Origin of the sequence: Streptomyces sp. NPDC059255 (assembly GCF_042752355.1) — a bacterium.
Classification (GTDB): Bacteria; Actinomycetota; Actinomycetes; order Streptomycetales; family Streptomycetaceae; genus Streptomyces.
The window spans coordinates 67,473-88,202 of sequence record NZ_JBHYZP010000018.1; the positions used below are offsets into that span (position 1 = coordinate 67,473).

At 69.9% G+C, this 20,730-nt stretch carries 19 protein-coding genes; 4 read left to right on the top strand and 15 right to left on the bottom strand.

Annotation, left to right across the window (positions count from 1 at the left end; genetic code table 11):
* Positions 1-11 precede the first annotated feature (11 nt).
* From ACFXKG_RS21620 to ACFXKG_RS21640, 5 genes are all read right to left on the bottom strand, one after another.
* Positions 12-968 (bottom strand): helix-turn-helix transcriptional regulator, encoded by a 957-nt coding sequence (locus tag ACFXKG_RS21620; protein ID WP_384841310.1) that lies wholly within the window; start codon positions 966-968, stop codon positions 12-14.
* Between the two features lie 130 nt (positions 969-1,098).
* A complete protein-coding gene (locus ACFXKG_RS21625) occupies positions 1,099-1,470 on the bottom strand; it encodes an FKBP-type peptidyl-prolyl cis-trans isomerase (RefSeq protein ID WP_384841313.1) in 372 nt (123 codons plus the stop codon).
* A 45-nt stretch (positions 1,471-1,515) separates the two neighbouring features.
* Complete coding sequence (locus ACFXKG_RS21630) at positions 1,516-2,454, bottom strand: FKBP-type peptidyl-prolyl cis-trans isomerase (RefSeq protein ID WP_384841316.1); 939 nt, start codon at positions 2,452-2,454, stop codon at positions 1,516-1,518.
* A gap of 129 nt (positions 2,455-2,583) precedes the next feature.
* Positions 2,584-3,945 carry a Pup--protein ligase gene (gene pafA, locus ACFXKG_RS21635; protein ID WP_382886954.1) on the bottom strand — a complete coding sequence of 454 codons (1,362 nt, stop codon included), beginning with the start codon at positions 3,943-3,945 and terminating at the stop codon, positions 2,584-2,586.
* 9 nt (positions 3,946-3,954) lie between these two features.
* On the bottom strand, positions 3,955-5,229 hold the full coding sequence (locus ACFXKG_RS21640) for an MFS transporter (protein ID WP_384841321.1): 1,275 nt from the start codon (positions 5,227-5,229) through the stop codon (positions 3,955-3,957).
* Between the two features lie 112 nt (positions 5,230-5,341).
* Between ACFXKG_RS21640 and ACFXKG_RS21645 the strand changes: the two genes are divergently transcribed.
* Positions 5,342-6,379, top strand: coding sequence for a LacI family DNA-binding transcriptional regulator (locus ACFXKG_RS21645; protein ID WP_384841323.1), 1,038 nt, complete (start codon positions 5,342-5,344; stop codon positions 6,377-6,379).
* Positions 6,380-6,460: 81 nt separating this feature from the next.
* On the opposite strand, the gene prcA is transcribed toward ACFXKG_RS21645, so the two are convergent.
* The 5 genes from prcA to arc all read right to left on the bottom strand — a co-directional run bounded on the left by prcA (position 6,461) and on the right by arc (position 12,248).
* Positions 6,461-7,318 carry a proteasome subunit alpha gene (gene prcA / locus ACFXKG_RS21650; protein WP_384841328.1) on the bottom strand — a complete coding sequence of 286 codons (858 nt, stop codon included), beginning with the start codon at positions 7,316-7,318 and terminating at the stop codon, positions 6,461-6,463.
* Between the two features lie 50 nt (positions 7,319-7,368).
* Positions 7,369-8,214, bottom strand: coding sequence for a proteasome subunit beta (gene prcB, locus ACFXKG_RS21655; RefSeq protein ID WP_384841331.1), 846 nt, complete (start codon positions 8,212-8,214; stop codon positions 7,369-7,371).
* A gap of 141 nt (positions 8,215-8,355) precedes the next feature.
* Positions 8,356-8,574 carry a ubiquitin-like protein Pup gene (locus tag ACFXKG_RS21660; protein WP_030754525.1) on the bottom strand — a complete coding sequence of 73 codons (219 nt, stop codon included), beginning with the start codon at positions 8,572-8,574 and terminating at the stop codon, positions 8,356-8,358.
* A 134-nt stretch (positions 8,575-8,708) separates the two neighbouring features.
* Positions 8,709-10,220 (bottom strand): depupylase/deamidase Dop, encoded by a 1,512-nt coding sequence (gene dop / locus ACFXKG_RS21665; RefSeq protein WP_384841336.1) that lies wholly within the window; start codon positions 10,218-10,220, stop codon positions 8,709-8,711.
* A gap of 261 nt (positions 10,221-10,481) precedes the next feature.
* On the bottom strand, positions 10,482-12,248 hold the full coding sequence (arc, locus tag ACFXKG_RS21670; protein ID WP_384841339.1) for a proteasome ATPase: 1,767 nt from the start codon (positions 12,246-12,248) through the stop codon (positions 10,482-10,484).
* A gap of 254 nt (positions 12,249-12,502) precedes the next feature.
* Here arc and ACFXKG_RS21675 point away from each other — a divergent pair, with 254 nt between their 5' ends.
* Positions 12,503-12,823, top strand: coding sequence for a ferredoxin (locus ACFXKG_RS21675; RefSeq protein WP_365819525.1), 321 nt, complete (start codon positions 12,503-12,505; stop codon positions 12,821-12,823).
* A gap of 57 nt (positions 12,824-12,880) precedes the next feature.
* Here ACFXKG_RS21675 and ACFXKG_RS21680 read toward each other — a convergent pair whose 3' ends face one another.
* From ACFXKG_RS21680 to ACFXKG_RS21690, 3 genes are all read right to left on the bottom strand, one after another.
* Entirely contained in the window at positions 12,881-13,474 is a 594-nt protein-coding gene (locus ACFXKG_RS21680) for a hypothetical protein (protein ID WP_384841342.1), read from the bottom strand.
* A 213-nt stretch (positions 13,475-13,687) separates the two neighbouring features.
* Positions 13,688-14,593, bottom strand: coding sequence for a tRNA (adenine-N1)-methyltransferase (locus ACFXKG_RS21685; RefSeq protein WP_365819529.1), 906 nt, complete (start codon positions 14,591-14,593; stop codon positions 13,688-13,690).
* Between the two features lie 105 nt (positions 14,594-14,698).
* Positions 14,699-15,940: a site-2 protease family protein gene (locus ACFXKG_RS21690; RefSeq protein ID WP_382886971.1), complete on the bottom strand. Its 1,242-nt coding sequence runs from the start codon at positions 15,938-15,940 to the stop codon at positions 14,699-14,701.
* Positions 15,941-15,998: 58 nt separating this feature from the next.
* On the opposite strand from ACFXKG_RS21690, the gene ACFXKG_RS21695 reads away from it, so the two are divergent.
* Together ACFXKG_RS21695 and ACFXKG_RS21700 are read left to right on the top strand one after the other, a co-directional pair.
* A complete protein-coding gene (locus ACFXKG_RS21695; RefSeq protein WP_384841347.1) occupies positions 15,999-16,931 on the top strand; it encodes a RecB family exonuclease in 933 nt (310 codons plus the stop codon).
* A 56-nt stretch (positions 16,932-16,987) separates the two neighbouring features.
* Positions 16,988-17,659 carry a response regulator transcription factor gene (locus ACFXKG_RS21700; RefSeq protein ID WP_365819535.1) on the top strand — a complete coding sequence of 224 codons (672 nt, stop codon included), beginning with the start codon at positions 16,988-16,990 and terminating at the stop codon, positions 17,657-17,659.
* Between the two features lie 114 nt (positions 17,660-17,773).
* Here ACFXKG_RS21700 and ACFXKG_RS21705 read toward each other — a convergent pair whose 3' ends face one another.
* The gene (locus tag ACFXKG_RS21705) at positions 17,774-19,372 is read right to left on the bottom strand and encodes an ABC transporter substrate-binding protein (protein WP_384841350.1); all 1,599 of its coding nucleotides are present in this window, start codon (positions 19,370-19,372) and stop codon (positions 17,774-17,776) included.
* 489 nt (positions 19,373-19,861) lie between these two features.
* Entirely contained in the window at positions 19,862-20,575 is a 714-nt protein-coding gene (locus ACFXKG_RS21710) for an HAD family hydrolase (protein ID WP_384841354.1), read from the bottom strand.
* Between the last annotated feature and the right edge of the window lie 155 nt (positions 20,576-20,730).

A 20,730-nucleotide genomic window follows, 5' to 3' on the forward strand; every position in this document is an offset into this window, starting at 1 on the left:
TGTTGTCCCCCTCAGTCCTTGGCCACGGCGCGCAGCCGGTCCAGGACGTCGGCCCGCAGATCCGCGGGCTCCAGTACGACCACGTCCGGGCCGAACTCCACCAGCCAGGCGTCCAGGCCGTGTCCGTACGGGATCTCCAGCTCGTCCCAGCCGTCGGCCAGCCGCCGGGTGGCCAGTGCCCGGGAGCGCAGCGGGTAGCCGCACCCGGCGCGCAGTCTGATCAGCGCGGAGCGGGTCGCGGTCTCCCCCGCCCAGCTCTCCACGGTCTCGCGGACGGTCACCGCGTCGGGTACGGGCGCGGTGAACGTGCCGACGCGCGAGCGGACCCGGCCGGCGATCCGGGAGAGCCGGAAGACGCGCTCGGCGCCCCGGTCGCGGTCCCAGCCGGCCAGGTACCAGTGACCGCGCCAGCACTCCAGCGTCCAGGGCTCGACCTGACGCTGCTCGGCGCGGGCGGCATTGGCCTTGCGGTACTCGAAGGAGACGGGGCGCCGGTCGCGGCAGGCGAGCATCAGCGGCTCGAAGGCGGCCTCGTGGACGGGGATACGGGGTTCGAGGGCGCCGTGGTGGGCCTCGTAGCTGTCCTCGGCCTCGGGCATCCCGGCGGCGCGCAGCTTCTGGAGGGCGCCGCTCGCCGCGCCGGCGAGGCGCGCCTGCTGCCAGACCTTGGCGGCGAGCCCGAGAGCCGCGGCCTCCTCGGCGTCGAGGGTGATGGGCGGCAGCCGGTTGCTGTCGCGGCGGGCCAGGTAGCCGGTCTCGCCGTCGAGGTTCTCCACCGTCTCGATGACCAGGCCGAGTTCACGGAGGTCGTCCTTGTCCCGCTCGAACATCCGGTTGAAGGCGTCGTCGGTGCCGGCTTCCAGGTACGCCTCGATGGAGCCGCGCAGCTCACGCTTGCTGAGCGGCCGCCGGGTCCCGAGCAGACACAGCGCCAGATTCATCAGCCGCTCGGCCTTGGCAATGGCCATCGACGCCTCGCACCCCTCGTTGATCGTGCCGCCTCCGCCCGCTGACCGTACCGTCCCGGGGTGTCGCGGCAAAGCCGAGGGTCCGTGCCGTACGGCACGGACCCTCGGTGGTACGCCTCGGAACGGGACGTCAGACGGAGACGAGGTCGCAGACGAAGATCAGCGTCTCGCCCGGGCCGATGCGGCCGCCCGCGCCGCGGTCACCGTACGCGAGGTGCGGCGGGATGGTGAGCTGACGGCGTCCGCCGACCTTCATGCCCTGCACACCCTGGTCCCAGCCGGCGATGACCTGACCGGCACCGAGCGTGAACGGAAGCGGAGCGCCACGGTTCCAGGAGGAGTCGAACTCCTCACCGGTGGAGAAGGCCACACCGACATAGTGGACCTTGACGTTGGCGCCCGCCGCCGCGACCGGTCCGTCACCCTCCCAGATGTCCTTGATCTCCAGGTCGGCCGGCGGCTCGCCGCCCGGGAAGTCGATCTCGGGCTTCTCGATGCTCACGTGAAACTGCTCCTCAAAATGATGAACGGTGCAACCGGGACAGTCTTACACCTTCGCGAGGATGTCCACGGCGAAGACCAGTGTGGAGTTCTTCGGGATCCCCTGCTGCTCCTGGTCCCCGAACGCCTCGGCCGGCGGGATCACGATCAGGACCCTGCTGCCCACCTTCTTGTCGACGATGCCCGTCTTGAGGCCCTTCAGCGTGAGCTGCGGCAGCGGGAAGGTCGTGGTGCGGCCGGTCTTGTACGTGCTGTCGAACTGCTTGGCGTCCTTCCAGAGGTACGCCGAGTAGTTGAGCACCACGGTGTCGCTGTCCTTGACGGTCTCGCCGTCGCTCTCCAGCACATAGTTGGAGACGAGCTTCTTCGGCGGGTCGGTCCCCTTCGGGATGGTGACCTTCGGCTCCTTGCCGTCGTCGTTGGTGCCGACCTGCGGCAGCGCCTTGTCGTCCTGCGGAACCACGGTGCCCTTGGCGGAGGCGGGGACCTTGGTGGCCTTCACGATGTCGACGACGAAGACCAGCGTGGAGTTGGGCTTGATGCTGCTCTGTCCCTGGGAGCCGTAGCCCAGCTCCGGGGGGATCCCCAACTCGACGCGGCTGCCGACCTTCTGGCCTTCGAGGCCCTGGTCCCAGCCCTTGATGACCATGCCGGCGCCGAGGGTCAGGTCGAACGGCTGCTTCCGGTCGAAGCTGTTGTCGAAGGGCTTCGTCGAGTCCCAGGTCTGGCCCAGGTAGTTGACCTGGATCGCGTCGCCCTTCTCGACCTTCGCGCCGTCGCCCTCGCTGAGGACGTCGACCGTCAGCTTCTTCGGCGGGTCCCCCTCCCCCTTGTCGAGGGTCGGCTTCTCCCCGAACTTGGCACCCTCGGTGACGGCGGGGAGCCCGTTCTTGGACGAGGTGGATTCGGAGCCTCCGTCGCCACCGCAGGCCGCTGTGGACAGCAGCAGCAAGGGGACGACGATCAGGCCGGCAAGTCGGCGCACGTGTTCCTCAGATCTCAGACGGCACAGTAGCTGCCCACTGTAGGGCGTGACAGGGGCCCCGTACGCGCTACGTACGGGGCCCTGGCCGCATTCCACCTATGCGTGTCAGCTACCGGTTGACTTGGGCGCTCACATACCGGCGATGAGCTTTTCCACCCGTTCGTCCACGGAACGGAACGGGTCTTTGCAGAGCACCGTGCGCTGCGCCTGGTCATTGAGCTTGAGATGGACCCAGTCGACCGTGAAGTCCCTGCGCTGTTCCTGTGCGCGGCGGATGAAATCGCCGCGCAGCCGGGCCCTGGTGGTCTGCGGAGGCACCGACTTACCTTCGAAGATCTTCATGTCGTTGCAGATCCGGGCGGCCTGGCCCTTCTTCTCCAGCAGGTAATAGAGCCCGCGGCGACGGTGGATGTCGTGGTAGGCGAGGTCTATCTGCGCGACCCGGGGATGCGACATGGTCATGTTGTGCTTGGCCCGGTACCGCTCGATGAGCTGGTACTTCATGACCCAGTCGATCTCCGTGGCGATCCGGTCGAGGTCCTCGGCCTCGATCGCGTCGAGCGTACGGCCCCACAGTTCGAGGACCTGTTCCACGGTGCCGGTGCGGATGCCGCGGCGGTCCACGAAGTCCACGGCCTTCTCGTAGTACTCCCGCTGGACCTCCAGGGCGGAGGCCTCCCGGCCGCTCGCCAGGCGCACCTTGCGCTGGCCGGTGAGGTCGTGGCTGACCTCGCGGATCGCCCTGATCGGGTTCTCCAGGGTGAGGTCGCGCATCACCGTGCCCGCCTCGATCATGCGCAGGACGAGATCGGTGGCGCCGACCTTGAGCAGCATGGTCGTCTCGGACATGTTGGAGTCGCCGACGATGACATGGAGCCTGCGGTAGCGCTCCGCGTCGGCGTGCGGCTCGTCCCGGGTGTTGATGATCGGACGGGAGCGGGTCGTCGCGGAGCTGACGCCCTCCCAGATGTGCTCCGCGCGCTGGCTGACGCAGTAGACGGCGCCCCGCGGGGTCTGGAGCACCTTGCCCGCGCCGCACAGGAGCTGCCGGGTGACGAGGAAGGGGATGAGAATGTCCGCGAGCCGGGAGAACTCCCCGTGGCGGGCGACGAGGTAATTCTCGTGGCAACCGTAGGAGTTTCCCGCCGAGTCGGTGTTGTTCTTGAAGAGATAGACGTCGCCCGCGATTCCCTCCTCGTGCAGGCGGCGTTCGGCGTCGACGAGCAGGCCCTCGAGAATGCGCTCGCCGGCCTTGTCGTGCGTGACCAGCTCGGTCACGTTGTCGCATTCGGGTGTCGCGTATTCCGGATGCGATCCCACGTCGAGGTAGAGGCGGGCGCCGTTCCGCAGGAAGACATTGCTGCTGCGGCCCCATGACACAACACGGCGGAAGAGGTAGCGCGCCACTTCGTCAGGTGACAGTCGGCGCTGTCCCCTGAACGTGCACGTGACGCCGTACTCGTTCTCCAGCCCGAAAATGCGGCGGTCCATGTCTGAACATTACGCCTGATGACCTGAGCTGAAACCGGGTTCGACCGCACCGCTCGGATCATTTTCCGTCCGTACGGTCTCCTCGGGCGCACCGCCGGGAACTGCGAGGACCCGCCCCGTGGCCAGCAGGACCAGCAGCGCGCCGGCGCCGGCGGCCCCCGCCACCCCGAAGCTCGCGGACGTACCGCCGATCTCGACGACCGGGCCCGCAGCGGCGGTTCCGAGCGCGGCGCCGACGCCGAAGGTCGTCACGAGCCAGGAGAACGCCTCGGTGACGGTGCCGCGCGGCGCGTGCCGGTCCACGACGACGAAGGCGCAGGCGAGCGCGGGCGCGAGGAAGACACCGGCGAGGGCGGCGAGCGCGGTCATCGCGAGGATGCCCGGGGTGAGCATCAGCGGCAGGTAGCAGAGGGCCAGCAGGGCGGTGATGCCGAGCAGCCGGCGCTCGGGGGTGCCGGTCCACCGCCGGGCCCCGTACGCGAGCCCGCCCACCAGCGCGCCCAGGCCCAGGGCGGCCATGAGCCAGCCGTAGACGGACTCGCGGCCCTGGTCGTCGGCGTACGCGACGCCCGCGACCGTGATGGAGCCGAGGGCCATCCCGATGAAGAGGAACGCGCCCAGCAGGGCGAGCAGCCCCGGCGAGCGCAGGGCGCCGAGCCAGTGCGCCTCGCGGGGCACGGAGCGCCAGGCCCGGGAGGGCGCGGACAGGACGACGGAGAGCGCGCCGAGCACCCCGATCGCGTTGACGACGAGCAGCGCGACGGCCGGGGACCAGAGCGCGACCAGCAGGGTGACGAGCAGCGGGCCGACCGTGAACATGACCTCCTGGGCGACCGCGTCCATCGCGTACGCCCGGCGCACCCGCTCCTCGCCGCCGAGAACGCTGGGCCACAGCGCCCGCAGCCCGCCCTCCAGGGGCGGGGTGAAGAGCCCGGCGACCGCCACGGCGGCGTACGCGAGGACCGGGCCGTCGTCACCGATGTCCGCGACGACGAGGAGGACGGCTCCCAGGGCCGACACGAGGGCGGCGGGAAGCTGGATCCGGGGCTGGCCGTGGAGGTCCACGGCGCGCCCGAGGAGCGGCTGCCCCACGGCGTTGCCGATGGCGTAGACGGCCGCGAGGGCCCCGGCGAGGCTGTAGCTGCCGCCGCCCGCCCGGACGAGCAGGACGATCGCGAGGGGGGCCGTGGCGTTCGGCAGCCGTCCCACGAGCGTGCCGGTGAGCAGCCGCGCGGCGTGCGGCGCCCTGATGATGTCTGCGTACCCGGTGGCTCCCGCGGCCATGGCCCGTCTCTCCCTCTGACTACGTGTTACGTATAACTGGCTGGTTCATAAGTAGCATGTGCGCAGTGCGCGGGTCCACCGCGATTCCCGCCCGCGTCGGAGAACGGCTGTCATGACAGAGCACACGGCCAGGCCCACGAGCAGGGACGTGGCCCGGGCCGCGGGCGTCTCCCAGGCCACCGTCTCGCTGGTCCTCGGCGACAAGTGGCGGGGCAGGGTTTCGGAGCGGACCGCCGGGCTCGTCAGGGACGCGGCCCGCACGCTGGGCTACCGCCCCAACCTCGCCGCCCGCAATCTGCGGCTGGGGACGACCAGGACGGCGCTCCTGGTGGTGCCCGCGCTGACCAACGAGTTCTTCGCCCGGGTCTACACCGGCGCGGCCGAGGTCGCCGCCGAGCACGGCTTCGGGGTGGTCCTGTACCCCTCACCGGAGGGGATGGGACCGGCCAGGGACCCGTTCGCCTCGGCGCGGGCCGCGCTGGACGGGGTGATCGCCTCGTCGATGGCGACCGCCGCGCTCGACGCGATCAGCGGCACGGACGGCGCGGATCTGCCGCTGGTGATGCTGGACAGCGATCCGGCGGCGCCGGGAGCCGCCGCCCGGGTGAACGTCGACATCGCGGGGGGCATGCGCGGGGTGACGGAGCACCTCCTCGGCCTCGGCCACCGGCGGCTGCTCCATCTCGCCTCCGCGGTCGACTCGTGGACCTTCCGGGTACGGGCCGAGGCCATCGCGGCGGCGGTGCGGAAGGTCCCCGGCGCGGCCGTACGGACGGTTCACGCGCCCCTGGAGGTCGACGCGGGGCGGGCGGCCGCGGAGCGCGCCCTCGCGGCGCCGGGGGCCCGTCCCACGGCCCTGGTCTGCGACGGCGACGTGCTGGCCGCGGGGGCCTGCAAGGCGGTACGGCGGCTGGGGCTGCGCGTCCCCGAGGACATCTCCGTCGCCGGTTTCGACGATCTGGCCCTGGCGCGGGCGGTGGAGCCGGAGCTGACCACCGTACGACTGCCCGCGGAGCAGGTGGGGCGGCGCGGCATGGCGGCGCTGCTGAGCGTCCTGGAGGGGCGGCGGCCGGAGACCGGCGAGCTGCCGGTCACGCTGGTCGTCCGGGGCTCCACGGCCCCGGTGCCACCGGGCGCCGGCGGAGACTGAGACCGCCGCGGGCGGAGCCGGGCGCCGCCGACGCACCCGTGCCCCGGAGCGCGCGGGCGGTCCGGGGCACGGGCGGTGCGGCTACTTCTTGCCGGTGTCCTTCGGCTTGTCGGAGGCGTCCGGCTTGTCCGGGGCATCCGGCTTGTCGGAGGCGTCCGTGGCGTCGTCCGCCGGGACCGGGGTCGCCCCGTCGGGTTCCTCGGTGTCGGACGGCGCGTCCGTCGGCGTGGAGGCCGCTCCGTCCGCCTCCAGCAGGCGGGCGAGCTGTCGGCCGACGATCCGCTTGAACTTGCGCTGCTGCGGTCTCGTACGGTCCAGGACGGCCACTTCCAGCCGCTCGGCGGGGATCTCCCGCTCGCCGCCGTTGGTGTCCCGGGACAGCGCCTGCACGGCGAGCTTCAGCGCCTCCGCGAGCGACATGCCGTCGCGGTGCCGCTGGTCGAGGAAGGTGCTGATCTGCTCGGAGCTGCCGCCGACCGCGACCGAGCCGTGCTCGTCCACGATCGAGCCGTCGTGCGGCAGCCGGTAGATCTGGTCCCCGTCCGCCGTGGCACCCACCTCGGCGACGACCAGCTCTACCTCGTAGGGCTTCTCGGCGGAGCTGGAGAAGATGGTGCCGAGCGTCTGGGCGTAGACGTTGGCGAGACCGCGGGCGGTCACATCGTCACGGTCGTAGGTGTATCCGCGCAGGTCCGCGTAGCGGACACCGCCGATGCGGAGGTTCTCGTACTCGTTGTACTTGCCGGCGGCGGCGAAACCGATCCGGTCGTAGATCTCGCTGAACTTGTGGAGCGCGCGGGACGGGTTCTCACCGACGAAGACGATGCCGTCGGCGTACTGGAGCACTACCAGGCTGCGACCGCGGGCGATGCCCTTGCGGGCGTACTCCGCCCGGTCGGCCATGGCCTGCTGGGGTGAGACATAGAACGGCGTCGACACCGGCTATCCGTCCCTTTCTGTCAGAGGCGTTGTGGTTCGGGAGGGCGGCGTCAGAGCAGCGCGGCACGCGGGCCGTCGGGCTGTTCGAGCCGGCGCTCCAGGATCGACCGGGCGATGTCGGCGGACTCGCCGTCGCCCAGCTTCCGGAAGCCCTCCTCGGTGATGACCGTGACGATCGGATAGATCCGGCGGGCCACGTCAGGACCGCCCGTGGCCGAGTCGTCGTCCGCCGCGTCGTACAGCGCCTGGACGACCAGGGTGCACGCCTGCTGCTCCGTCAGGTCCTCGTGGTAGAGCTTCTTCATCGCCCCGCGCGCGAACACGGAGCCGGAGCCCGTGGACGCGTAACCCGGCTCCTCGGAACGCCCGCCCGTCACGTCGTACGAGAAGATGCGGCCCTTCCCGCGGTCCACGTCCCACCCCGCGAAGAGCGGGACGACGGCCAGGCCCTGCATCGCCATCGCCAGATTGCTGCGGATCATCGTGGAGAGCCGGTTGGCCTTGCCCTCCAGCGAGAGCTGCGCCCCCTCGACCTTCTCGAAGTGCTCCAGTTCGAGCTGGAAGAGCTTGACCATCTCCACGGCGAGCCCGGCGGTGCCCGCGATGCCCACCGCCGAGTACTCGTCGGCCGGGAAGACCTTCTCGATGTCACGCTGCGCGATCATGTTGCCCATGGTGGCCCGCCGGTCACCGGCGAGGACCACACCGCCGGGGAAGCTCACGGCGACGATCGTCGTGCCGTGCGGTGCCTCGATCGTGCCCTGCAAGGGCGGCAGGACGCGTTTGCCGGGCAGCATCTCCGGCGACTGGTGGGAGAGGAAATCCATGAACGAGGACGAGCCGGGCGTCAGGAAGGCTGCCGGCAGACGCCCGGTGTTACGAGGGTTGGCTTCCACACGTTTCCTTCCGGATGGGCGGCGGCCCGCTCGGGCCGGGCCGATCTTAGATCTGTGCACGGACCTTACCCGCGCCGTCGCCGGTCATCCGCCCCGGTGCGACCGGCTTTCGCCGGTGGCCCCGGGGACGGACAACGGCGCCTACTGGCCGCCCTTTTGCACGAAGGAGCGCACGAAGTCCTCGGCGTTCTCCTCCAGCACGTCGTCGATCTCGTCGAGGACGGAGTCCACGTCGTCCGACAACTTCTCCTGGCGCTCCTTGAGGTCCTCGGATGCCTGCGCTTCCTGCGCCTGCTCCTCGGTCTCCTCCGTGGAACGCGTCGCCTTCTGCTGTCCGCCGCCGGTGTCCTTGGTCGCCATAACCCTCACCCCGCTCGGTTCGCCCCGCTGGATGTGACCTTCAAGATCCGACCCTACAAGGAGGGCCGGACATCGGCCCCGCACTTTCCACAACGTCCGGGGGCCACCCTGATCATTCCCACGCCGGAACTGTTTCAGCCTCCGGACAGCACCCGGACCAGCTCCTCCGCGGTGCGGCAGCGGTCCAGCAGCTCCTTGACGTGGTTGCGCGTGCCCCGCAGCGGCTCCAGCGTGGGGACCCGCTGGAGCGAGTCGCGGCCCGGCAGGTCGAAGATGACCGAATCCCACGAGGCGGCGGCCACGTCGTCCGCGTACTGCTCCAGGCAGCGGCCCCGGAAATACGCCCTGGTGTCCTCAGGAGGCTGGGTCCTGGCCCGCTCGACGTCCCGGTCGTCCAGCAGGCGCCGCATCTTCCCGCGGGCCGCCAGACGGTTGTACAGGCCCTTCTCGGGACGTACGTCGGCGTACTGGAGGTCGACGAGGTGCAGCCGCGCCGCGTCCCAGTCCAGGCCGTCCCTGCGGCGGTAGCCCTCCAGGACCTCACGCTTGGTGATCCAGTCCAGCTCGCCGGAGAGGCTCATCGGATCGTTCTCCAGCCGGTTGAGCGTGTCCTCCCACCGGCCCAGGACGTCCTTGGTCTGCTCGTCGGCGTCGGCCCCGTACCGCTCCTCGACGTACTTTCTCGCCAGCTCGTAGTACTCCATCTGGAGCTGGACGGCGGTGAGTGTCCGGCCGCTGCGGAGCGTGACCAGCCGGCCGAGCGTCGGGTCGTGCGAGACCTGGTGCAGCGTACGGACCGGCTGGTCCACCGCCAGGTCGACGTTGATGAAGCCGTCCTCGATCATGGAGAGGACCAGCGCGGTGGTGCCGAGCTTGAGATAGGTGGAGATCTCCGAGAGGTTCGCGTCGCCGATGATCACGTGCAGCCGGCGGTACTTCTCCGCGTCCGAGTGCGGCTCGTCGCGGGTGTTGATGATGGGGCGCTTGAGGGTCGTCTCCAGCCCCACCTCGACCTCGAAGTAGTCCGCGCGCTGACTGATCTGGAAGCCGTGCTCGTGGCCGTCCTGGCCGATCCCGACCCGGCCGGCGCCCGTGACGACCTGCCGGGAGACGAAGAACGGCGTCAGATGGCGCACGATGTCCGAGAAGGGGGTCTCCCGCTTCATCAGGTAGTTCTCGTGCGTGCCGTAGGACGCGCCCTTGTTGTCGGTGTTGTTCTTGTACAGGTGGATGGGCTGGGCGCCGGGCAGCAGCGCCGCGCGTTCCGCGGCCTCCGCCATGATCCGCTCGCCGGCCTTGTCCCACAGGACGGCGTCCCTCGGATTGGTGATCTCGGGAGAGCTGTACTCCGGATGGGCGTGGTCCACGTAGAGCCGGGCACCGTTCGTGAGGATCACATTGGCCAGACCGATGTCCTCGTCGGTGAGCTGGCTGGAGTCCGCCGTCTCGCGGGCGAGGTCGAAGCCACGGGCGTCCCGGAGCGGATTCTCCTCCTCGAAGTCCCAGCGGGCGCGCCGCGCCCGGTGCATCGCCGCCGCGTAGGCGTTGACGATCTGGGACGAGGTGAGCATGGCATTGGCGTTCGGGTGGCCCGGGACGGAGATGCCGTACTCCGTCTCGATGCCCATTACTCGCCGTACGGTCATGCGGCCCTCCTTGCCCGGCGGCGCTCCCCTCCGGGAGCGGCGCTCAAGTACCGCTGTCTCTCCGGTGCGTGTGCGGTGCCCGGTCCCGCACTGCGCGACGTGGCGGTACGAACGAGCCTAGAGCCCCTCCGCGCCGTCGGGGAGATCATTTTCGTCATTGGCCTGGTGTGGTGGTTGGCCCGGTGTGCGGGTGTGGTGGGAGGTGCGGGGAAAGCAGCCGGCTGCGGATGCCCTCCGAGGCATCCGCAGCCGGTCCGCGCTCTACAGGTACTGACCGGTGTTCGCCACCGTGTCGATCGAGCGTCCGGTGTCCGCGCCCTGCTTTCCGGTCACCAGGGTGCGGATGAAGACGATCCGCTCGCCCTTCTTGCCGGAGATACGGGCCCAGTCGTCCGGGTTGGTGGTGTTCGGCAGGTCCTCGTTCTCCTTGAACTCGTCCACGCACGCCTGGAGGAGATGGGAGACCCGGAGGCCCTTCTGGTTGTGGTCGAGGAAGGCCTTGATCGCCATCTTCTTGGCCCGGTCCACGATGTTCTGGATCATCGCGCCGGAGTTGAAGTCCTTGAAATAGAGGACTTCCTTGTCACCGTTGGCGTACGTGACCTCCAGGAAGCGGTTCTCCTCGGACTCCGCGTACATCTGCTCCACGACGGACTGGATCATCCCGTGGGCCGCGGCGTCCTTGGATCCGTTGTGCTCGGAGATGTCGTCCACGTGCAGCGGCAGCGTGGGCGTCAGGTACTTCGCGAAGATGTCCTTCGCCGCCTCCGCGTCCGGACGCTCGATCTTGATCTTCACATCGAGCCGGCCGGGCCGCAGGATCGCGGGGTCGATCATGTCCTCGCGGTTGGAGGCGCCGATGACGATGACGTTCTCCAGGCCCTCCACCCCGTCGATCTCGGCGAGGAGCTGCGGGACGATGGTGTTCTCCACGTCCGAGCTGACACCGGAGCCGCGGGTGCGGAAGAGGGATTCCATCTCGTCGAAGAAGACGATGACGGGAGTGCCCTCGCTCGCCTTCTCCCGGGCACGCTGGAAGACCAGGCGGATGTGGCGCTCGGTCTCACCGACGTACTTGTTGAGCAGCTCGGGACCCTTGATGTTGAGGAAATAGCTCTTCCCCGCCGGACGCCCGGTCACCTCGGCGACCTTCTTGGCGAGGGAATTGGCCACCGCCTTGGCGATCAGCGTCTTGCCGCAGCCGGGCGGACCGTAGAGCAGGATGCCCTTCGGCGGCCTCAGCTCGTGTTCCTTGAAGAGGTCCGGGTGGAGGTAAGGAAGCTCGACGGCGTCCCTGATCATCTCGATCTGGCCGCCGAGGCCGCCGATCTTGTCGTAATCGACGTCCGGGACCTCTTCGAGGACCAGCTCCTCGACCTCGCTCTTGGGAACCACTTCATAGACATAGCCGGAGCGCGGTTCGAGCAGCAGGGCGTCGCCGGGGCGGATGGTGATGTCCAGGAGTGGCTCCGCGAGCCGCACCACCCGTTCCTCGTCGGTGTGCCCGATGACCAGGGCGCGCTCGCCGTCCTCAAGGATCTCCTTGAGGGTGACGATGTCCCCGGCACGCTCGAATTCCATGGCCTCGACCACATTGAGCGCCTCGTTGAGCATGACTTCCTGGCCGCGCCGGAGCTCGTCGAGCTCGACGCCGGGACTGACATTCACCCGGAGCTTGCGGCCCCCGGTGAAAATGTCGGCCGTGCCGTCCTCATTGGACTGCAGGAAGACACCGAAGCCGGCCGGCGGCTGGGCGAGCCGGTCGACCTCTTCCTTGAGGGCCACGATCTGGTCGCGGGCCTCACGCAGCGTATTGGCGAGCCGCTCGTTCTGCGCGGATACACCCGCCAGGTTCGTCTGCAACTCGACGATCCGCTCTTCGAGAATTCTCGTGTGCCGCGGAGAGTCGGCGAGCTTACGTCGCAGGACGGCGATTTCCTGCTCGAGATAGGCAACCTGGCCGGCTGGGTCTTCTGACCCCCGCCCGGGCCGGATGCCGCGGTTGATGTCGTCGTCGTGGGCTGCCACGGTCCTCACCTCCTCCAAGGGGAGCTGGACGCTTCCTGACCCTACCTGGGTGGGTGATGATTGAAACCCCTAGATCACAAAGACGGTCGGGGTGTGACCGATCTTCACCCTTGCGCTCTCCCTCACGCCAGGGGAATACCCACCCAGGAACATCGGAAAGCTGCCGGTTGTATCGTCGAAGTGTTCAACACCCGTCAGGGCTGGCGCGACTTACCCCGTCACGCGCCGTCCGGCGCGGACAAACGGCAGGAGAGATGAGCGTGCAGCAGGAGGCTCCCACCGAAGGCGTCACCGGGACCGGTGAGCCGCTGGAGGTCTGGATCGACCAGGACCTGTGCACCGGCGACGGAATCTGCGCCCAGTACGCGCCGGACGTCTTCGAGCTGGACATCGACGGCCTGGCCTATGTGAAGAGCGCCGACGACGAGCTGCTCCAGTCACCCGGCGCGACCACCCGTGTACCGCTGCCGCTGCTGACCGACGTGGTGGATTCGGCCAGGGAGTGTCCCGGTGACTGCATCCATGTACGCAGAGTGGCGGACCAGGTGGAGGTGTACGGCCCGGACGCGGCCTGACCGGCTCCGGGCGCCGCGACTCCGTCCGCCGCGGCGCCGGGCACCCGGAGCGAGCGCTCAGCTACGGCGCGCTTCGGGCAGCTCGGTCCGGACGAAGGCGCCGTTCCTCCACTGCCAGGAGACCCGGTCCTCCTGGTCCGGGCAGCAGCTCGGCACGGAGGGCCCCGAGTAGCCGAAGAGCGTGGCCAGGATCACACCGTCGCGCACGGTGAGCTCGGGCCCGACGGTCCGCTTGTCCGCGGGGTCCACCAGAGTGGCCACGACGCGGGGCGCGCCCCCCTCCGTACGCGTCAGCACGAACACCCCGCTCGGCGGGGTCCCCGAGCCGGCGTCGCAGCGGACCACCGCGACGGTCTCCGGGGTGCCGTCCCCGTCGAGATCCCCGGTGGCCTTCTGGGTGACCACCGTGCCGGCCGGCCCGCACTCCAGCGGGAAGTCGGCGCCCGCGGGGTCGGGGGCGGGCAGCGGGGCCGCCTCGGCGGGCCCAGCGGCCTTTCTCAGGCCGTCCGGGCCGGTCTGGGACGCGGTGGCGGGCCCCGGCTGGAGCAGCCCCGCCAGCGCCACGACAGCGGCCATGGCGGTCGCCGTCGCGAGCCAGTGGATGGGGCGGGGCCGGGTGTGCGCGAGGTCCGGAGCGTCGGAGAGCTGCACGCGGGGTGTCTCCTGTGAGGCCGGTGCCGGTGAGTAACCAACGGTGTGGGAGGGAGTCAGCATCGTGCCACACGTCACACGGTGGCGGAACAGCGGGGTGCGTATGCGGTGCGTATGCGGTGCGTATGCCCAACGTAAAGATGCCGCCGCCCAGTTCCCCCGTACGGAGCGGGAACTGGGCGGCGGCGGTAGGCGATTGACAGCCCGTGGCGGTCAGCGGGCGGCTCCGCCGCTCGCACTGCCCGGACCGCTGTAGTCCTCGCCGTACGCCCCCTTGGCGGGACGGCGGCGGCGCAGCGGCGGCTCGACACCGTCCGCGAGGCGGCGGGCCGTGACCAGGAAGCCGGTGTGCCCGATCATCCGGTGGTCCGGCCGCACGGCCAGCCCCTCCACATGCCAGTTGCGGATCATCGACTCCCAGGCGGCCGGCTCGTTGAACGTGCCGAACTCCCTGATCGTCTCGACCGTACGGGCCAGTTGCGTCGTCGTCGCGACATAGGCGCACAGGATGCCGCCGGGAACGAGCGCCTTGGAGACCGCCTCCACGCACTCCCACGGAGCCAGCATGTCCAGAATGACGCGGTCGACGTCCGTGTCCGACAGATTGTCCTGAAGGTCACCGACCGTCAGCGTCCAGGCGGGGTGCGGCTCGCCGAAGTAGCGCTCCACGTTCTGCCGCGCGATGTCCGCGAAGTCCTCGCGGCGCTCGTACGAGTGCAGCATGCCCTGATCGCCGATGACCCGCAGCAGAAAACTGCTGAGCGAGCCGGAACCCACACCGGCCTCGACGACGCGGGCGCCGGGGAAGATGTCGGCGAAGGCCAGGATCTGGCCGGCGTCCTTCGGATAGACCACGGCGGCACCGCGGGGCATGGACAGGACATAGTCGGGGAGCAGGGGGCGCAGCGCGAGATAGGCGACGTTCCCCGTGGTACGGACAACACTGCCCTCGGGAGCACCGATCAGCTCGTCGTGCGGGAAGGACCCTTTGTGGGTGTGGAAATTCTTCCCGGCTTCGAGCGTGAACGTGTAGTGGCGTCCCTTGGGGTCGGTGAGCTGGACCTGGTCCCCGACCTTGAAGGGGCCGCGTCGTCGGGCGGCACCGGTCGGTTCGGACATGTTCGAAGCTTAGCCCCTCTTTTTGAGGGCTCGGTTCGCCTCCGGGCGCTGACCGAGCCCATCAGCGGCCTCCGGCCGCGGGCACCGTCGACGGTGCCCGCAAAATCACTGAGGCCGGGCCATCGCGCTGACGAAGGCCCGTTCCACGTCGGCCGTCGACAGGACGCCGTAGATCTCGCCCGTCTCCTCCAGCACCAGGTACTCCGTCGCCGGGCTCGCCCTGAGGCGTTCCAGGAGCGCCTCCCCCGCGAGGTCCGCCGGGACCTTCATGCCCTCCGTGAGGTCCTGGGCGAGGCCGCTCACCGCGACCCAGGGGCGGCGGTGCTGCGGGACGCCGACGATCGCGGACTCCCGTACGAGGGCCGTCGGGGCGCCCTGGCCGTCCACGACCACCAGGGCGCGGGCGCCCGCCTCGTTGGCGCGGCGGAGCGCCTCGGAGAGGGGGGTGGCGGACTCGACGGGGACCGCGCGGCGGGTGAGGGCGCGGGCCTGGAGTTCGGGGAGGTGTTCGCGGAGCCTGGCCATCCGCAGGCTGTTGCCGGCGCCGGTCCAGATGATGGCGGCGAGGATCGCCGCGAGCAGCGCGTCCGTGACGGTCTCCATGCCGCCGACGTTCGCGGCGGACGTGCCGAGTGCACCCGTACGGGTGAGGAGCGGGAGGCCGATGAGGACGGTGACCGCGAGCGCGCGGCCGACCCAGGCGGCGGCGACGGTGCCGCTCATGGGCTTGCCGGTGATCTTCCAGACGACCGCGCGCAGCATCCGGCCGCCGTCCAGCGGGAGGCCGGGCAGCAGGTTGAAGACGGCGACGATCAGGTTGGAGATCATCAGTCCCGCGAGCAGGACGCCGGGGACCGTGCGGGGCTCGACGGCGAACAGGCCGAGGTAGAAGACGCCCGCGAGGACCAGGGAGAGGAGCGGTCCGACGAACGCGAGGACGAACTCCCGGCCCGGTGTCTCGGACTCCTTCTCGATCTCGGAGACCCCGCCGAAGAACTGGAGCTGGATCCGGCGCACGGGCAGCTTGAAGCGGAGCGCCGCGACGGTGTGGGCCAGCTCGTGGACGAGTACGGAGGCGTAGAAGGCGACCGCGAAGAACAGGGAGACCAGATACCTCAGGTTCCCCAGCTCGGGCAGGACGCGTTCGAGCTGGCCGCCGAAGATCCAGGTGATGAGCGCGGCCACCAGGAACCAGCTCGGGGCGACGTAAACAGGCACGCCGAAGGGGCGGCCCATGAGAATGCCACCGCCGGGGTCTTCACGGCGCGGCGGCTTGCCACCGGGGCCCGTGTCCCCCTTGCCGGGCTGCGGCAGCCTGCCTTCGCCGCTCTCGTCGTCCTCTTTCACGGGTTCCCTTCGTCGGCGGCGTCGCTCGCTCGATGTGGTGCGAGTGGCTCTGTAGTCGATGGTATTCGGCTTGCTGTCGGTGGCGGGCCGTAGGGTCTGCGTCATGAGGACGAGCAAGCCGCCCACTTCGCTGTCGCCGTCGCGTGCGAGCGACTTCATGCAGTGCCCGCTGCTGTACAGATTCCGGGTGATCGACAAGCTGCCGGAGAAGCCGAGCGAGGCGGCGACGCGCGGCACTCTGGTGCACGCGGTGCTGGAGCGGCTCTTCGACGCCCCGGCCGGGGAGCGCACGGCGGCGCGGGCCAAGGCGCTGGTGCCCGGTCAGTGGGACCGGCTGCTGACCGCCCGGCCCGAGCTGGGCGAACTGTTCGCGGAGTCCCCCGAGGGCACTGCGGGCACTGCGGGCGCCGAGGGCGCTGCGGGCGAGCGGCTGGCGGCGTGGCTGGGGCAGGCGGAGCGGCTGGTGGAGCGCTGGTTCTCGCTGGAGGACCCGACGCGTCTGGAGCCGGCGGAGCGTGAGTTCTTCGTCGAGACGGAGCTGGAGTCGGGGCTGCGGCTGCGCGGGGTGATCGACCGGGTGGACGTCGCGCCCACGGGCGAGGTGCGGATCGTCGACTACAAGACGGGCAAGGCGCCGCGTCCGGAGTACGCGGAGGGCGCGCGGTTCCAGATGACGTTCTACGCCCTGGTGGTGCGGCGGCTGAAGGGGGTGCTGCCGCGCCGGCTCCAGCTGGTCTACCTGGGCAGCGGCGAGGTCGTGACGTACGACCCGGTGGAGGCGGATCTGGAGCGGGTGGAGCGCAAGCTGCTGGCGCTCTGGCAGGCGATCGAGCTGGCCACGGAGACCGGCGACTGGCGGCCCCGGCCCTCGAAGCTCTGCGGCTGGTGCGACCACCAGGCGGTATGTCCGGAGTTCGGCGGCACGCCACCGGTCTATCCGCTGAGCGTGCCGGCGCCGGCGGCCCCGGTCGAGGCCCCCGCGCCCGGCTGACCCGGGGCGGGGGGGGCTCAGGGCAGAATGGGGCTGTCTATTGAAGGAGTTCACCCGTGACAGTCCGCGTCCTACTGGTCGACGACCAGCCACTGCTGCGCACCGGCTTCCGGATGATCCTGGAGGCCGAGCAGGACATCGCGGTCGTCGGCGAGGCCGGGGACGGCCTCCAGGCCATCGACCAGGTGCGCGCGCTCCAGCCCGATGTGGTCCTGATGGACATCCGGATGCCGCGGATGGACGGGGTGGAGGCCACCCGTCAGATCACCGGCCCGGGCCGGGACGGCCCGGCCAAGGTGCTGGTGCTGACCACCTTCGACCTCGACGAGTACGTGGTGGAGGCGCTGCGCGCGGGGGCCAGCGGCTTCCTGCTGAAGGACGCGCCCGCCAATGAACTGGTGCAGGCCATCCGAGTGGTGGCGGCGGGCGAGGCGATGCTCGCGCCGAGCATCACGCGCCGGCTGCTCGACAAGTACGCGGACCACCTCCCTTCGGGTGAGGAGCCGGTCCCCGACACCCTGCACACCCTCACCGACCGTGAGGTGGAGGTGCTGAAGCTGGTGGCGCGCGGGCTGTCCAACGCGGAGATCGCGGCGGACCTGTTCGTCAGCGAGACGACCGTCAAGACCCATGTGGGGCACGTGCTGACGAAGCTGAGCCTGCGCGACCGGGTCCAGGCGGCGGTGTACGCGTACGAGAGCGGGCTGGTGCGCCCCGGCGCCCAGTAGCCCGGCAGCGGCCGTGGGGGCGCCCGTCGCGCGCCTCCTGACGGGTGATGACGACGGAGGAGGGCCCCCGGGGTGTCCCGGGGGCCCTCCTCTCGTACGTCGGCGTGCGGTGGATCAGTTTCCGTGGCCGAGCTCCCACAGGTGCAGTTCGGCGGACGAGTTGACCGCCCACTCCACTCCGGAGATCTCGGTCCGGGACGCCACGTACTGCTTGCCTTGCCAGAGCGGCAGGAAGGGGACCTCCTCGGCGACGAGGTTCTGCATCTCACCGAACGTCTTGGTGGCCGCGCTGCGGTCGGCCTGCTTCCGCGACTCCGGGAGGAGTTCGGTGCGGATCTTGACGTTGTCGTACGGGTTCTCCAGGAAGTTGGGCTGGTCGAAGAAGGGACCGACGTAGGTGTCCGGGTCCGGGAAGTCGGGGAACCAGCCCATCCCGTAGACGGTGTACTCGCCCTTCCGCCCGTTCGGCCGGAACTCCGACCACTCGGTGCCCTTGATGTCGACATCGAAGAGCTTGCTGGCGTTGAGCTGGTCCCGGAGGGTCTCGAACTCCTTCTGCGTGGCCGAGCCGTAGTGGTCGGTGGTGTAGTCCAGCGTCAGCTTCACCGGCGTGGTGATGCCCGCCTCCTCCAGGAGCTGCGCCGCCTTGGTGACGTCACCGTCGCCGTACTTGTTGAAGAACGGGTTCGTGTGGGTGGCCACGCTCGACGGGACGAGCGAGTACAGCGGCTCGGCCATGGCGCCGTACGCCTCGGTCACGAGCTGACCGCGGTCGACGGTGTACGCCATCGCCTGGCGTACCGCCTTCTTCTTGACGAGCGGGGTGTCGGTGTTGAACACGAGGTAGCGGATCTCCAGCCCGGGCATCTCGGTGAGCTGGACGTCCTCCCGGGGCTTCTCGATCAGTGCCTCGACCTGCTGGGGCGACATGGCGCGGGTCATCATGTCGATGTCGCCGTCGTAGAGCGCCTTGCCCATGTCGTCGGGGGTCTTGAAGGGCCGCAGCTCGACCTTGTCGTTCTGGAGCTTGACGCTGCCCTTGTAGTCCGGGTTCTTGGTGAAGATGGCCTTGACGACCGCGTCGCCCTTGACCTCGGTCTTCAGGGTGTACGGGCCCGATCCGCTGAGCTCGAAGCCGGTCCTGACCTTCTTCGCCGGGTAGTCCTTGGGGTTGAGGATGCCGGCGACCGGGGTGGTGAGCTTGTAGGGGAAGGTCGCGTCCGGCGACTTGAGGTGGAAGACGATCTGGCGAGCGCCGTCGGACTCCATCGTGTCGATGTTGCTCAGCAGCGTGCCGACACCGTTCTCGCCCTTCATGTCCAGGGCGCGCTGGATGGAGAACTTCACGTCGTCGGCGGTGATGGCGTCGCCCCCGGGGAACTTCAGCCCCTCGCGCAGCGTGCAGCGGTAGCTCTCGTTCGCGCGGTCCGTGAAGCCGCACTCGGACGCCGCGTCGGGCACCGGCTTGCCGCCGCCGCGCGGGACGGCCACCAGCGTCTGGACGACCTGCCGCAGCACGTTCCAGGTACCGGTGTCGTACGCGAACGCCGGATCCAGGGGTGCGGGGCCGTCCTCCGTGGCGATGTACTGGTCCGTCGTGCCCACGACAATGGCTTCACCGCCGCCGGAGCCACCGTCCGAGCCGCCACAACCGGCGAGCACGGGCACGAGCAGGCCGAGCGCGGCCGACAGCGCCAAAGTCTTGCGGTTCATCCTGGACGTACTCCCTCATCCGGCACTGAGATACAGCGGTGTTGACGAGACTCCGCCTCCACCCGGTCGGGGCAGTGCGATCGGGCCGGGATACAGGGCGATCGGTCCTGTGTACATGGCGACTTGGTGGCCGTCGCGGACACGCTCGTTGATACGGCGAAGTGCTCGCGACGAGATTAGTCGGACGCGCCGGTAATGCCGGAACCGGCCTGATCGGCATCGCAATCACACAGTGATCGGAAATAGCGGCGCGTCGATATCCGGGTGGGGCGGCCTTTCCTCCGGGCCTCCCCAAAGCGGGACACATGGGCACAGGCAGCCCCACCGGTGTCGGCCATGGATCAGCACCTGGCGCCCCTGTCGATGAGTGCGCAGGTGATAAAGGTCACTCCGTCGCCCTTTTACGGGGATCATGAATGCGCCACGTGAAGTGACGGAAAATATCCGGGCCAATGCCGACAGTTCCCGTCGCGCATTTCATGGCGACGCTCAGTGCACGGTGCGGTCCCCGTGCGTCATCAGACCGCGCAGGAATACCAGGTCCACCTCTTCGAGGGAGCCCACCACCGTCCGTCCGTGCGCCGGGGCGATCGGTGCCACCGACGGTACTGCGACGACCCGGCACCCGGCGGCCTCGGCGGCGGCCACTCCGGTGGCGGTGTCCTCGATGACCGCGCACCGCGCCGGATCGGCGCCCAGACCGCGCGCGGCCAGCAGGTACGGGTCCGGGTGCGGCTTCGTACGGGGCACCTCGTCGCCCGCGACGGTGAGCGCGAAGAACTCCGGCCCCAGGGAGGTCAGGACGCGGTCGATGATGCGCCGGTGCGAGGCGGAGACCAGCGCGGTGGGCACCTCGTGCGCGGACAGCTCGGTGAGCAGCCGGAGCGCCCCGGGCATCAGGGGGACGCCCCGTCCGATGAGGTCCTCGAAGGCGTCGTTGAGCCGGACGGTCAGCTCGGGGAGGGCGATGTCGGCGCCGGTGGCCTCGATGAGGAAGCCCGCGCTGCGGCTCATGGGCCCGCCGACCACCACGTCGCGCCAGGCCTCGTCGAGGACATGGCCGAGGTCCTTGAAGACCTCCACCTCCGCGTCCCACCAGAACCCCTCGGTGTCGACCAGAGTGCCGTCCATGTCGAGCAGGACGGCCTGAAGGGCGGACCCTTCGGCCGTTCGGGTCAAGGACGCGGGGACCGTACTGGTCATCCGGCACACCTCCGTGAGGGACGAGAAGGCCGGTCATCCGCCCCACGGGGGATCCCCGCCGGGACAGGCGACCGGCCTGCGCTGGACCGACAAGTGTACGACCCGTCCGCGCCCCGCGCCGCCCGGTTTCCTCCGGGTGGGGCGGGGCGCGGCGA

What these genes read in the sequence shown, in the direction of transcription:
- ACFXKG_RS21620 (WP_384841310.1), bottom strand. Translation starts at nt 968, where the DNA reads ATGGCCATTGCCAAGGCCGAGCGGCTGATGAATCTGGCGCTGTGTCTG.
- pafA (WP_382886954.1), bottom strand. Translation starts at nt 3,945, where the DNA reads ATGGACCGCCGCATTTTCGGGCTGGAGAACGAGTACGGCGTCACGTGC.
- ACFXKG_RS21640 (WP_384841321.1), bottom strand. Translation starts at nt 5,229, where the DNA reads ATGGCCGCGGGAGCCACCGGGTACGCAGACATCATCAGGGCGCCGCAC.
- ACFXKG_RS21645 (WP_384841323.1), top strand. Translation starts at nt 5,342, where the DNA reads ATGACAGAGCACACGGCCAGGCCCACGAGCAGGGACGTGGCCCGGGCC.
- ACFXKG_RS21660 (WP_030754525.1), bottom strand. Translation starts at nt 8,574, where the DNA reads ATGGCGACCAAGGACACCGGCGGCGGACAGCAGAAGGCGACGCGTTCC.
- dop (WP_384841336.1), bottom strand. Translation starts at nt 10,220, where the DNA reads ATGACCGTACGGCGAGTAATGGGCATCGAGACGGAGTACGGCATCTCC.
- ACFXKG_RS21675 (WP_365819525.1), top strand. Translation starts at nt 12,503, where the DNA reads ATGAGCGTGCAGCAGGAGGCTCCCACCGAAGGCGTCACCGGGACCGGT.
- ACFXKG_RS21685 (WP_365819529.1), bottom strand. Translation starts at nt 14,593, where the DNA reads ATGTCCGAACCGACCGGTGCCGCCCGACGACGCGGCCCCTTCAAGGTC.
- ACFXKG_RS21695 (WP_384841347.1), top strand. Translation starts at nt 15,999, where the DNA reads ATGGTATTCGGCTTGCTGTCGGTGGCGGGCCGTAGGGTCTGCGTCATG.
- ACFXKG_RS21705 (WP_384841350.1), bottom strand. Translation starts at nt 19,372, where the DNA reads ATGAACCGCAAGACTTTGGCGCTGTCGGCCGCGCTCGGCCTGCTCGTG.
- ACFXKG_RS21710 (WP_384841354.1), bottom strand. Translation starts at nt 20,575, where the DNA reads ATGACCAGTACGGTCCCCGCGTCCTTGACCCGAACGGCCGAAGGGTCC.